A 12,978-nucleotide genomic window follows, 5' to 3' on the forward strand; every position below is an offset into this window, starting at 1 on the left:
TTTTTATATTTTAAATTATGTGTGAATTAGTAATTTAAGAGATTATTTTTTTCTAAGATAAATATCTCCCATTGACGATATTAATTTAATTTGTACCCCGCCATTATTAATAGTACTTATAATTCTTTTACTTCCACTTACATTTTTTAGCCCTTCTTTTGTAGGAATGTTAACATCAAAGTTCGTATAAACTGTTTTGTTCGTTTTTATTTCTAAGTCAGCTTTTGTAGAAGCGGGAATAGCAATGTCAATTTCACCAACAGATGAACTAATGCTAATAGGAGATGACTGATTTACTTTACTAAAATCTATTGTAATAGCTCCTACACTTGAGTGAGCAGTAATAGGACCAGTAACATTTTTCATGTTAATCTCACCACAATTCGAATCAGCTTCAATTTCAGAAGAAAAGCCTTCAATGTCAATGCTGCCTAAGTTACCTGAATCTACAAAAACATTAATATTCTTTGGAAGTTCAAACTGTATTCCGTTGCGTTGGAAACGAGATTTTAAATCTTTAACAATTAACGTATTTCCTTCTTTTGTTATAGAAAAACCAAATCCATTAGTATTGTCTTTACCTCCGGGATAAATTGCGGTTAATCCTTTTCTTTTTTCTTCTTTTTTCTTTTGATTATTTTGGTTGTTCGAGTGACGAGGATAAATAATTCTTTCATGTCGATTTTCAGAGTGTTTTTCGTAGTTTTTTACCAGTAATGAATTTGTATTGGTTGCTACAACTTTAATTTTAGTATTAGATAAGATACGTACTTTTTTTATTCCCTGTAAAGAATGTTTGTGCTCTTTACTTTGTGAAAAAACGCTACTTCCAATAAATGCTAATAATATGACTAATTTTTTCATGATGTTTTATAATTTTAATTACAATAAACTTGGTATGTTGTATTGTAGTTCTTGTTTAACGTAGTTGGGTGTTTCCTTGTTTTCTAATAATTTTTTCATTGGTTCGAGCGCTCTTTTTTCTTGTATTTTAGCTAAAATTTGAATTAATTCAATTTGAATAATGGCTTCTTTTTCTGTTTGCAATGCTTTTATTAAAGCTGTTTTTACAAGTTCTAACGATGAAAATTTTGAAAGTGCTTCTGCTGCAGCTAATCGCACATTAACATTTTTATCATAGAATAACTTATCAACTATGGCTTCAATTATTTCTGTATTATTTTTTGAAAACTTTTTTGAATTATTTACTCCTAAAATTCGTTTACTAGCTGATTGATTATCTAATAAAGCAAAAAACTGTTGCTGTTGTTGTGTTTTTTGTTTACTAGCAGTTGCTGTTTTTTGTTGATTAGATTGCCTGCCAATTAAAAAAGCACTTAAAACAATTAAAATACTTGCCGCAATTTTTAGATACGATTTCCAATCTGATTTGCTGTTTATCGAGATAACTTTAGCTTCTGATTTTTTTATCTCTTTAGCTAAAAAATCTTCAAAGTTTAATTTTAATGATTCACTTGGTTGTTCTAATTCATCATTGGATATAACCGAAATAATATCTTCTATTTGTTTTAATTCCTTTGCACAATTATCACAAGTTTTTATGTGATTTTCTACTATTAATCGCTCTTCTTTTAAGAGTTTATTGTCTATGTAATCAATAAGTTGGTTTTGTATGTCGTTACACTTCATAATGTTTTTTTTTTATCAACCTTCTATAGTTTGAAAATACATGTTTTTTAATTTCTTTAAAGCCCTATGTGTTTTGACTTTTACAGCACCAGCTGAACTTCCTAAAATTTCTGCAATTTGTTCGTAGTTTATTCCCTGATACCTATGCATTATTATTAATTCTCTATCAGAAACATTTAATTTTTGTAATGATTTTTGTAAATGTTCTATTTCTTCCTTGTTTTCGTAAGTTCCTATTTCTTCATCTGAACTTATTAAATCATCATTAATAATATTGGCTCTTTCTTTTTTGTTTTTTTGATAATGAGTTGTAAAAATATTTCTTGCAATTGTAAATATCCAAGAAGCAAAATTCCCACTTTTATAGGATGATTTATATTTTAATATTTTTACAAACACTTCTTGCGTTAAATCCTCACTTATTGTTTTATTACCTAACATTTTTTTGAAAAAATTAAAGATTCGAAGATGATATCTATCAAAAATTATAGATAATTTTTCCAGATCTCCATTGGCAACTAATAACATAAGTTCTTCGTCTGTTAAGTTTTTCAATGTGTTAGTTTTTGTTAGTTTCTATCTTTAAAACCATCAATTTACAAAAAGGTTACATTAAGGATGAAAAAAAATAAAAAAAACTCACCATTAGGTGAGTTTTTAATTATTGAGATGTTTTTTAATTACTTAGAAGTATCGCAACTTTCACAATATGCTTTACGTAGGTACTTGTCTTCTAGTAGCTGAAAAGTAACGCCACCTTCTAATGAAGGATTGAAAAGTTTGCAAAAACGCTCTTTATTCATGTTAATAGCATTTAGCATGATTGTTCTATATTCAGTCGTTTCAGTATATACTGTATTTATTATCGTTAAGTTTAAATAATAAAAAAGTAAATCTTCGTCTATGGTAATACTTCTAGCTTTTTTATCTAGTAGTTCAATAGCACTATCTATATTGGCATAATGAGATAGAAACTGTGCTAAACTTAAGTAGTCATAGTTTGAAAGAGGAAATTTTTTATAGTTGTTTAAAATATAGGTTACAGAAACATCTTTTTTGGCATAGTTTCCTTTTCTCATTTCTTTTTCTGCTTTTACTATATGAAAGTTTACAAGCATTCGGTTTATTAATTTTTGATTAACACCATATTTTTTTAAGTTGAAAATTTTCTTTTTAAAATTATTTTCATCTAATGATTTTGCATTGTTTCTCCAAATAATAAACTTTAAAACAGCTAAATTGTATTTTATTCTTTTGTTTTTTGGTGCTATTTTTTCTAATTGTTCTAATTCATTAGTAACAATTAATGTTTGACTAATATTGTTTAAATACTTAACCATACTATTTTTGGTAAGTAGGGTGATGTATTTTTTTTGCCTAGGAATTTCCATGTTGGTTAAAACTTCTGGAGAATATTTTTCAGCTAACTTTCCTATAATCGTATTTTGAATGTTTATTGCTTGTTGTATATCGTTATTAACAATGTTTTCATTAAAAAGCGTTACCAGTTTGGTGATTGGCATGTCTTTATATTTATCAATTTTATCGAGTTCTAAAGTAAGTACCGCTTTTCGATGATTTTTTAAATACGGTTCTAAATCAGTAGCTACTTTACCTACTAATTTCTTTTTTATTTCTTTTTTTGGTAGATCCGTAAAATCAGTATATTTTGTTTCTTCAATGTCATTCAAAAACTCTACCCAGTTTTCTGAGGTTTTAACTTCTGTTTGGATATGAGGTTTTTGAAATGACTGTAGTGCTTTTGCAATACTACTAGCACGTTGATTTTGTAGTTCGGTATTTCTTTTTAAACTTCCTTCAACTGATGCATAGGCTCTAATATTAATTTTTTTGATATTAAAATCTGTTAGCTGTAAAGAGTCATATAAAGGTTTAATATCTTCAGGTAAATAGGTGGCTTTATTTTTTTTGAAAGGGATAGTGAATTTTAGCGTTTTGTATTTTTTTACAAATTTATCTTTTACTGTAGTTATATTTTTTGTTTTGTACGCTAATGAGTCTAAATATACTCCCATATCTAGTAAATCCCATGGGTATGATTGCAAATTGTATATATAATAATATTCACACAATGTTCTATTTGATAAAAACAAAATATTAAATTCTAATTCATCTTTTGCAAGTGGTTTGGGTATTTGTCCTACATATACTCTATACCTTTTTTGATAGGGCTTTAAACTTCTTCGTAACTGTTTTGCATATACAGGTTTTAATAAAAGACCTCTTACTTGTTGTGGCTTTACATCTTCATTACATTCATATCTTGTTTTTGGTACAATATCTACAGCTATACCATCACCACTTTGTTTAAAAAGCTGAGTAAACCACTTTTTGTTATTTATTTCAAAAAAAAGTTTAGTGCCTTCTCTTTTAATGCCAAACTTTATTTCTTTAGGTTTTTGCCTAAACATTTTTGAAAAGTATTGACACTGTTGATTTCTTTCACTTTGAGTGGTTTGTATTTTTATACCATGTTGGTTTTGACCAAAACATAGACTGTTTAAAAATAGCGTAATTAGTAAAATGTAGTTTTTCATAGTTTATTTTAGTAAGTACAGCCTTCTTTTAAACAGGCTGTACTTGTTTTTTATTTTAAATGTTAGTTAGTAGAAGTTATTCTTTTTTTTATACTTTCTAATAGCTTTTTATCTTGCTTTTTTAAATTATACTCTTTGAGTTCATAAAAATTATATAAACTCGGAGAATCTTTGTCGTATGATTTTATTTCTAAAATTAAACCAGTTAAATCAATGTTGTTCTTTAAATCAAGAATTTCATAATTATTAAAAGGAATTTTTATTTTGTCATTAACATAAACTTCATTAACATCTATAAGCTCACCTAAAGAAGATTGTTTTATTTCAGTGATAACTATTTTATAGGCTTCAATACCATTGATTGTTTTTTTATCATTTCTGTCTATTTCAATTGTATGTTTTATGTTCCATTTCTTTTTTAAATCTTCAGTGATTTCAAAAAACCTTTTGTATTCTTTATTATTTCTATAAAAGAGCGTGTGTTTTTTTTGTTTTTCAGGAATAAATAAAATTTTAGTATCAACAGTTTTTATTAATACAGTATCAGGATAGATATTGAGCTCTACATTAAATGAAAGACTTTTGATGCTTTTAGATGCTTCAAAAACCCCTTTTGTAATTAAACTATCTTCTTTGTTTTCGTTTTGAGCATGTAATTCGGTTATCGCAGGATTATCTTTTTTTAAAGTTAAAGAATACTGTAAATATCCATCTGTTATATTTTGAGTAAAAGCTGTTACACTCAATAAAAATAGGATTATTAAAAATGTTTTTTTTATCATTTTTACTTAAGTTATGATTGTTTTGGGGTTATTCTTTCACTCTCCATGTTTTATCTCCCCAGTTTTTATATAGTTGATAAAATTTAACACCATCTAAATATTCTTCAGGCTGCATAACTTCTTTAAGTGCACTAACAAAATTAAATATATTATCTGCAATTTTTGTATGAGTATTTGGATATCCATCAGGATCATAATAATAAATGAAATCTTTTTTGTCTCCTTTTAATCCTAGTAAAATACCTCCAATAGCACAATGACCAATAGTTAGGTAATCAATATCATCTTTATCTTCTATTTCTTTTGAAAATAATATTGAGTCTTCAATGGAGTTAAAACCTGAAAAATCAATTTCAGGTTTTAAAGAAAAAGTAAAATAACTAAGATACCTTTTATCTTTAAAAGTAGGATGATAAAACATTTCATATGAAATACCATTCTCTCCAACTAAAAAGTTATTGATAAATATTTTGTATGAAGGAGGGAAACAGATATTATTTTTTTTCTCTAAACAGTAAATGTTATTGAATTCTTTTTCTTCTTTTACTTTTAATAATTCAAATGATTTTCTCATAAATTTATATTTATGTTTTCCGCATTATAAATTTACAAGTTATTTTTTTCAAAAGTACATATAAATAAGTAAGTAAAAGTAAGTCAGTGGCTTACTTTTGGTAAGCCATTGACATACTTATTAAATAGTTTTTTAAAATTTACTACAAGCAAAAGAAGAATTCTTAATTGTAGAGAATAGTGTTTAATACAACAGGTATTTATTGAAAAAGTAGACTGTTTTTGTTGTTTAAATATTTACAGCTAAATTTTATTTTAAAGATTATAACAAAAAACTATTACCAGCACTATCTTAAATTTTCTTACATTTGTTAAGAGCGATTTGCTATATCGTGTTACCCCCAATTTAAAACCTTTTTATATTTTATCATGATAATAAACAGAGTTAAGAAATTTATTGATTTTAAAGGTATTAGTATTAGTGATTTTGAAAGTGCTATTGGTATAGGGGATGGTGTTTTAAGTGATGCTATTAATAATGGCACAGAAATAAATTCTAAGTGGCTTGTTGCTATTTCTGCTAATTACCCTGATTTAAATTTTAATTGGTTAATTACAGGAAATGATATGATGTTGAATACAGGGGGTGATTACTTGTTTGGTTTAGAAGGGGTTAGTAATGAAGATGTATTGGATTATATCTTAATTAATGCTGATAGTTTTAGAGAAGAAACTAAAATTGATGCTGTAGTTACAATATTATCTAACTTTCAACAACAAAGAGAGTTGAATAAAATGTATGCTAAAATAGAAAGTTATGAAAAGTTATTAGAGCAAAAACTCAAAAATGGATACTAGAAACCTCATAAAAAAAGAGATTTGTTTTTGTTTAAAAATGTACTCATTTTTTTGTCTAATTTATCGTTAATTTCATTTGTTTTATTTTCTTCTTCAATAACTTTTTTAGCTATTTCAATAATAGTTTTCTTTTTAATGTTTCTTCGTTGTTCTTTAGTCGTATAGGTCCTTTTTTTTAAGATCCTACGTATTATATTTCTCAGCAGCTTCATGCTCATACTAAACTCCTTTTAGTGTTGTTACTATATCATCATCAAATGCATTGGTGTTTTCTTTAACACTGTCAGCAGAAAGCATTGCTTTATCGTTTCTTTCAGAGTAAAGTGCTTTCAAAGCTACTCTAGGATAATGAACTGTTTTTATTCTGTCAATTAATGAAAGTTGTTTTAATATTAAATCATCTTTATAGGTGTAGTTTTTCACTAAAAAGTATGTGAAACAACTTGAAAGTATTCCTGCTATTAATAGAATTGCTATATAACTATTTTTATTGAAATCTTGTTGGGTAAGAAACACTAAGTGTATTAACCAAAAAAAAGAGACTGCTATACCAGTGAGTGATATAAATTGAAATTTAAAAGTGCTACCGTTTACAATATCATGATACAATGATTTGCAACTAAAAAAGAGTAAGGCTATAACTAACCCAAATACAAAAAGCCAAAACCGAAAACTTGTTCTCCCTCTAAAAGAGTGTTCCTCTATTAGCTCTTTTTTCCTTTTAGTATATGTTTTTAATTTATTTTGAGATAGTTTCCAATATTTTTTCTTAGCTTTTTTATACTGTGCTATTGTCAGGGTGATGCCTAGTTCATTCAATAAAGAATCTTGAAGATAACTTCTTTCTTTTATAATTTTTGTGTATCCCTTTTTATGCTCTAAGAAATTTTCTGAATATCTTTTGAAAGGAATATGAAATAAAGACATAGCAACTATACAAAACGCTACTATGCCTAGTATAATCCCTTTTATGTTACTCTTCTTCACCAGTTTCCTCTTCTTCGGGTTCAGGTACTCCATCGTCCCCTGGTTCAATGAGTTGGATATTGTTTTGTCTTTCATTTTGTTCAATTTCCTCTAAAGAATTATCTGTACAACTAGTTAATACTACCATACAAAATACTACTGCTAAAATTGTTCTTAAGTTTTTCATTTTACACTATTTTAAAGTTAATACAAGTGTAAATATAGTAGTAAATGATTGTTTAAAATAAATGTTTTGTATTGATTATTAGTCTTTTATAGCAAATAATGCTTTTTCAAAATTACAGTGTTTTTTAAAAACAAGCAATACCCAATACCCCTAGTGTAAGTCTAAGGGTTTTCCCGTAGTTGTATTTTAAAAAATAGTTTATAAAAGTGAGAAATTACCTGTAAATATTCTGTAAAAACTTGTTAATTAAAGGAGTGTATGAATTAGTTTTAAAATACATTTTAAAATATCTAATTTGTAAAGTGAAAAGCTACTAAAATTTCAAAAGCTAAGAATTCTAGTTTTTACTTCATAACCAAAAAAACTAACAATAATGAAGCTATTGTTAGTTTTTTGGATAGGTTGTTTTAATAAGGTTTTTAACGGTTGCTTTTAGTTTCAATTTCTAAAACTTTTTGTAGCATTTTATCGTTTTGTTGATTAAGTTTATACAAGCCTTCGTCATTATATAGGTTTCTTGCAATAAGAATTTTCAAGTTTTGTTCTAATTGTTTTTTGGTTCTTTCAGAAAGCTTATACTTCTTTAGTTTGTCTAAAAAAGTAGTAGATACTGTTTTGTTTTTATCAAAATTCTTAATGAAGTTATTTATTGATAATTTTGATAATTTTTTGCGGTTTTCATCAACATATTCAAAGGCAAAGTTATTTAACGGACTGAAAAAAATTGTAGGTAAATAGGCTGTAGTATCAACCGCTACAAATATATCTGGAATAATCCCTCCACCTCCATAAACGATTTTACCTTTTGGGGTTTTAAATTGTAAGCTATCAATAGTTTTTATACTATCTTTATCAAACAATTCTCCATTTGTATATCTATTTTGAATATCGCTTCTGTAATCTGTTGATTTTTTATCGTTTTTGTAAGGTTTTTGAATAGAGCGACCAGTAGGGGTGTAGTAACGAGCTGTTGTTAGCCGAACTGCTGAACCATCTCCTAAATCCATTTCTTGTTGAACTAACCCTTTACCAAATGATCTACGACCAATAATTATACCTTTATCGTTGTCTTGTAAAGCACCAGCTACAATTTCAGAGGCTGAAGCAGAGTTTTCATCTATTAAAACATATAAGCTGCCATTTTCAAAATCTCCTTTTTCAGTAGCAAAAGATTTATTAATATCTCCTTTATTATTTTTGGTGTACACCATGAGTTTATCTTCTTCTAAAAATTCATCTATAATTTTATTAGCGATGTCAATAAACCCTCCACCATTACCACGTAAATCTAAAACTAAGCTGGTCATTCCTTCGTTTAATAATTTTTTTAAAGAAAGCTTAAATTCTTTATAGGTATTACGAGCAAAACGGTCTAGTTTGATATAACCAATGGTTTCATTAACCATATAAGCTACATCAACACTTTTAATGTTTACTTTACCACGTGTAATAATAGTATTAAAAATACTGTCATTAGTTTTTCTGTAAATTTGTAAATCAACATTAGTATTTGGTTTCCCTTTTAGTTTTTTTAGTATTTGTGCAGATTTTAATTTTTTACCATATAAAGTGTCATTATTAGCTAATAAAATTCTATCACCAGCTTTAATACCTTTTTTTATACTAGGCCCTCCTTTTATAGGTTCAATAACAGTTATAGTGTCTTCGTCCATTCTAAATTGAACACCAATTCCCACAAAATTACCTTGCATATTTTCGGTAACCAATTGCAAATTTTCTTTAGGAATGTACACTGAGTGAGGATCTAATTTTCCAAGCATTTCTGCAATGGCACCGTCTAATAGTTTATCAGTATTTACATTGTCAACATAATCACTTTGAATGTAATCAATCAGTCTTTTGATTTTACGTTCATTCGATGAATTTTTTCCAATGATGCTTGAGTTTCCTTTACTGAAAAATGTCCCGATAAGAATACCGAAAACAACAGCTATAGAAAAATAAATAGGTAAGTTATTTTTATTCATTTGGTAAATGTGTCAGTTCTACTCCTGCTTTTTCTAAAAAATCTAATCCAGAACGATCTTTATAAGCATCGGCATAAACAACTCGTTTAATGCCAGCTTGGTGTATAAGTTTACTACATTGTTGGCAAGGAGATAATGTAATATATAAAGTAGCATTAAGGCATGATTGCGTTGAGGCCGCAACTTTTAAAATAGCATTGGCTTCAGCATGTAAAACATACCATTTAGTATAGCCTTCATCATCCTCACAATAGTTTTCAAAACCAGAAGGAGTACCATTATAACCATCAGAAATAATCATTCGGTCTTTAACAATAAGAGCACCTACTTTTTTTCTTTTACAATGAGATAATTGTCCCCATTCATGTGCCATCTTTAAGTAAGCGATGTCGTATTTACGTTGTTTTTTATTCAAGATCTAAAAATTTAGATAAAAGGCTAATTTAGTTAGAATTATAATTTAGTATTGTTAATTTTTACCAAAAAACACGATCAATCATCATTTGAAAAGCAAAACCAATAACTATAGAAGAAACAACAAGTATCCAGTCACGGCGGTTAACCCCTAATACACTTTGTGATAAAGATCCTATTAAGAGAATTCCTAAAACTATTATTACTTGAGCAACTTCAACTCCTAAAGCAAATTCTAATAAAGGAACTAATTTATCACTCGCTTTACCTATCATGATTTTAAAATAATTTGAAAAACCTAGCCCATGTATTAATCCAAAAAATAAGGCAAAGAATAAATTTTGATTTTCCTTTCCTACAGAAGCTTTTTTAGCGGTTAACACGTTCATTAAACCAGTAATGAATATTGTTAAGGGGATTAGGAATTCAACCAAGTCTGCTCGTACATTTATAATACCGTATGCAGAAAGGGCTAATGTAATAGAGTGACCAATAGTAAATAAAGTAATTAGCCATAAAACTTTTTTCCATTGTTTAAATTGATAAACAACAGCTAAAACAATTAGAAAAAGAATATGGTCATAGGCTTTTATGTCCAAAACATGAAATAAGCCCATTTTAAAATAAAAAATAAAATCGTTCATTTAACTATTAAATTTTAATTTGTCGGTTAATTTGTTGGTCTAATGAAATAAAAGTTTCAGTTCTTGATACTCCTTTTATTGTTTGAATATCTTTGTTTAGAAGATGCATTAAGTCCTCATTATTTTTACACATAATTTTTATAAAAACAGCATAGTTACCTGTGGTGTAATGGCTTTCTACAATTTCAGGTATTTCCTTTAATCTTTTAATAGCTGACGAGTATAGGCTGGAAGCATCTAAAAACACACCAACAAAAGCGGTAGTAGTATATCCTAAAGTTTTGGGGTTTAATACCATTTTATAGCCATCAATTAAATCTGAATCTTCTAATTTTCTTAATCTTTGATGAATAGCAGCACCAGAAATTCCAACTTCACGAGCAATACTTAAAACAGGAGTTCTAGCATCTTGAACTAGCCTTTTTATAATTATTTTATCTATACCATCAATTTTAAATTTCTTTGTCATGATTTGTAATGTGTAAGAGGTAAAATTATAAAAAAAACCACTCATTTGAGTGGTTTTTGTTTTTTTTATTGTTTAGTATAAAGAATATTTTCAACTAAAATTTAACAAAATTCATCATAAGCTGCAGCCAAATTTTGAGCTATGGCTTGTGCTGATCTACCTTCAATATGATGGCGTTCTAGTATATGAACTAACTGTCCATCTTTAAATAAAGCAATTGCTGGAGATGAAGGAGGAAAAGGAATCATATGCTCTCTAGCTTTGGCAGTTGATTCTTTTTCAACACCTGCAAAAACAGTTGTTAAATGTTTTGGGCTTTTATCTGCTCCTAAAGAAGCAATAGCACCAGGCCTTGCAGTACCTGCTGCACAACCACATACTGAGTTTACCATTACTAAAGTAGTTCCTTCTTTTGCTAAAGCATTATCAACATCTTCAGCGGTATACAAAGCATCAAAACCAGCGTTTATTAATTCATCACGCATAGGTTTTACCAATTCTTCTGGGTACATAAATAAAATTTTTTACAAAGATACCTTTTTTATGCAATTGAAACAAAAAATCAAAAATAGTAGTATTGTTTCCGCACAAATTGTTCTTAGTAATAAAAAGCTTTCAAGTTTAACTAAAGAGTGTTTATATTTGATTAAAAATATTTACATGGGGAAATTTGCGAAATGGTTAGGTGCAGGTGCTGGATTTACATTAGGAGGTGCCAATAGGGGCTATAATTGGTTTTGTAGTAGGAAGTTTTATTGACGGAGTTTCTGTCGATGATTTAAAAGAAGAAGAGCAAGAATATAGAGGACATCAACATAAACGAAACAAGAATGTTCAATCTGGAGATTTTGAAATTAGTTTATTAATTTTGGCTTCAATAGTAATTAAGTCTGACGGAAAAATTGACAAAAGGGAGTTGGATTATGTAAGACAATACTTTGTGAATTTGTATGGTAAGACCAGGGCTAATAGTGCATTTAGTTTATTTAATGGAATAGTAAAAAGAGAAATATCTACAAGGCAAGTTTGTTTACAAATCAGGCAATATATGTCACATTCATCTCGCTTACAATTGCTACATTTCTTATTTGGTATAGCAAATGCTGATGGTGCTATCCATGCTTTTGAAGAAGAGGCAATAAAAAAAATAGCTTATTATTTGTATATTAATGAACATGATTATGCTTCTATTAAGGCTATGTTTATTTCAGAATCTGAAAGTTCTTATAAGATTTTAGAAATACCTAAAAGTTCTTCTGATGCTGAAGTTAAAAAGGCTTATAGAAAGATGGTGAAAAAATACCATCCAGATAAATTAATAGGTTTGGGGGATGAACATGAAAAAATGGGAAAGCAAAAATTCCAGAAAGTTCAGAAAGCTTATGATGAAATAAAAAGACAAAGAGGAATGTGATTTGTTTGTTGAATTACAATTTTGTTAGAACAAGAGTAAGGAGTGACTGGGGTTATTTGTCCTTTTTTAATTTATTTTAGTTTTTTGGTAATATTTTTTATCAATTCTTTCTATAATACGTTATCTAAAATAAAAATGTTTTTTAGAAAACTTAGCAAATTTTTTCAGTACTTAAGTTTATGAAATAGCTTATTAAAATGTAATTTCATTATTAAGAAAATTGATTTCTCAATCTTCTTGTAAAGTTTGATTTTTTAAACTTATTTTTAATTTTTACTGCGTGAAAAAACACTGAAATTTTTCATGAAAAAACAAGTAGTTAAATAAATGTTAAAATTAATTACTTTTTTTTAGTAGATTTGTTTTCAGAGTTTAACAAGTGTGTTTGCCCGTGGGGGGTGGTATCTTTTTAATCTAATTTTTAAAATAAAAAATAAAATAAAGGCTTTGAAGCCCTGTTTTAAACAATTTCCTAAAAAGTACATTTCCTAGATATTAATTCTTTGAAGTCACTATTTTAAGGATGTTGTTGGTT

General features: G+C 27.6%; 16 protein-coding genes. 2 read left to right on the forward strand and 14 right to left on the reverse strand.

Annotated features, from left to right (window positions below):
* Window positions 1–42: 42 nt before the first annotated feature.
* The 6 genes from ACMFBB_RS14415 to ACMFBB_RS14440 all read right to left on the reverse strand — a co-directional run bounded on the left by ACMFBB_RS14415 (window position 43) and on the right by ACMFBB_RS14440 (window position 5,564).
* Complete coding sequence (locus ACMFBB_RS14415) at window positions 43–864, reverse strand: hypothetical protein (RefSeq protein ID WP_435261454.1); 822 nt, start codon at window positions 862–864, stop codon at window positions 43–45.
* Window positions 865–882: 18 nt separating this feature from the next.
* Window positions 883–1,650: a HEAT repeat domain-containing protein gene (locus tag ACMFBB_RS14420; protein ID WP_435261455.1), complete on the reverse strand. Its 768-nt coding sequence runs from the start codon at window positions 1,648–1,650 to the stop codon at window positions 883–885.
* Window positions 1,651–1,665: 15 nt separating this feature from the next.
* Window positions 1,666–2,205 carry an RNA polymerase sigma factor gene (locus ACMFBB_RS14425; RefSeq protein WP_435261456.1) on the reverse strand — a complete coding sequence of 180 codons (540 nt, stop codon included), beginning with the start codon at window positions 2,203–2,205 and terminating at the stop codon, window positions 1,666–1,668.
* A 125-nt stretch (window positions 2,206–2,330) separates the two neighbouring features.
* On the reverse strand, window positions 2,331–4,208 hold the full coding sequence (locus ACMFBB_RS14430; RefSeq protein ID WP_435261457.1) for a hypothetical protein: 1,878 nt from the start codon (window positions 4,206–4,208) through the stop codon (window positions 2,331–2,333).
* Between the two features lie 62 nt (window positions 4,209–4,270).
* Window positions 4,271–4,990 (reverse strand): hypothetical protein, encoded by a 720-nt coding sequence (locus ACMFBB_RS14435; RefSeq protein ID WP_435261458.1) that lies wholly within the window; start codon window positions 4,988–4,990, stop codon window positions 4,271–4,273.
* 28 nt (window positions 4,991–5,018) lie between these two features.
* Entirely contained in the window at window positions 5,019–5,564 is a 546-nt protein-coding gene (locus ACMFBB_RS14440; protein WP_435261459.1) for a hypothetical protein, read from the reverse strand.
* A gap of 368 nt (window positions 5,565–5,932) precedes the next feature.
* Between ACMFBB_RS14440 and ACMFBB_RS14445 the strand changes: the two genes are divergently transcribed.
* Window positions 5,933–6,361, forward strand: coding sequence for a hypothetical protein (locus ACMFBB_RS14445; protein WP_435261460.1), 429 nt, complete (start codon window positions 5,933–5,935; stop codon window positions 6,359–6,361).
* Window positions 6,362–6,366: 5 nt separating this feature from the next.
* Here the strand turns inward: ACMFBB_RS14445 and ACMFBB_RS14450 are convergent, their stop codons facing one another.
* The 8 genes from ACMFBB_RS14450 to ACMFBB_RS14485 form a co-directional block, all read right to left on the reverse strand.
* A complete protein-coding gene (locus ACMFBB_RS14450; RefSeq protein WP_435261461.1) occupies window positions 6,367–6,579 on the reverse strand; it encodes a hypothetical protein in 213 nt (70 codons plus the stop codon).
* 1 nt (window position 6,580) lies between these two features.
* Window positions 6,581–7,348 carry a hypothetical protein gene (locus ACMFBB_RS14455; RefSeq protein WP_435261462.1) on the reverse strand — a complete coding sequence of 256 codons (768 nt, stop codon included), beginning with the start codon at window positions 7,346–7,348 and terminating at the stop codon, window positions 6,581–6,583.
* Window positions 7,335–7,514, reverse strand: a complete 180-nt coding sequence (locus ACMFBB_RS14460; RefSeq protein ID WP_435261463.1) for a hypothetical protein — start codon at window positions 7,512–7,514, stop codon at window positions 7,335–7,337. Before ACMFBB_RS14460 ends, ACMFBB_RS14455 begins: the two co-directional genes overlap by 14 nt.
* Window positions 7,515–7,933: 419 nt before the next feature.
* On the reverse strand, window positions 7,934–9,502 hold the full coding sequence (locus tag ACMFBB_RS14465) for a S41 family peptidase (protein WP_435261464.1): 1,569 nt from the start codon (window positions 9,500–9,502) through the stop codon (window positions 7,934–7,936).
* Entirely contained in the window at window positions 9,495–9,920 is a 426-nt protein-coding gene (locus ACMFBB_RS14470) for a deoxycytidylate deaminase (RefSeq protein WP_435264312.1), read from the reverse strand. The genes ACMFBB_RS14465 and ACMFBB_RS14470 overlap by 8 nt, the downstream gene beginning before the upstream one ends.
* Before the next feature lie 58 nt (window positions 9,921–9,978).
* Window positions 9,979–10,560: a HupE/UreJ family protein gene (locus tag ACMFBB_RS14475; RefSeq protein ID WP_435261465.1), complete on the reverse strand. Its 582-nt coding sequence runs from the start codon at window positions 10,558–10,560 to the stop codon at window positions 9,979–9,981.
* Window positions 10,561–10,567: 7 nt separating this feature from the next.
* Window positions 10,568–11,029: an Lrp/AsnC ligand binding domain-containing protein gene (locus tag ACMFBB_RS14480; RefSeq protein WP_435261466.1), complete on the reverse strand. Its 462-nt coding sequence runs from the start codon at window positions 11,027–11,029 to the stop codon at window positions 10,568–10,570.
* Between the two features lie 101 nt (window positions 11,030–11,130).
* A complete protein-coding gene (locus ACMFBB_RS14485; RefSeq protein ID WP_435261467.1) occupies window positions 11,131–11,541 on the reverse strand; it encodes a BrxA/BrxB family bacilliredoxin in 411 nt (136 codons plus the stop codon).
* A gap of 200 nt (window positions 11,542–11,741) precedes the next feature.
* Here ACMFBB_RS14485 and ACMFBB_RS14490 point away from each other — a divergent pair, with 200 nt between their 5' ends.
* Window positions 11,742–12,443, forward strand: a complete 702-nt coding sequence (locus tag ACMFBB_RS14490) for a TerB family tellurite resistance protein (protein ID WP_435261468.1) — start codon at window positions 11,742–11,744, stop codon at window positions 12,441–12,443.
* Window positions 12,444–12,978 lie beyond the last annotated feature (535 nt).

The sequence above is a fragment of the Tenacibaculum sp. nBUS_03 genome, assembly GCF_051201695.1.
GTDB lineage: Bacteria > Bacteroidota > Bacteroidia > Flavobacteriales > Flavobacteriaceae > Polaribacter.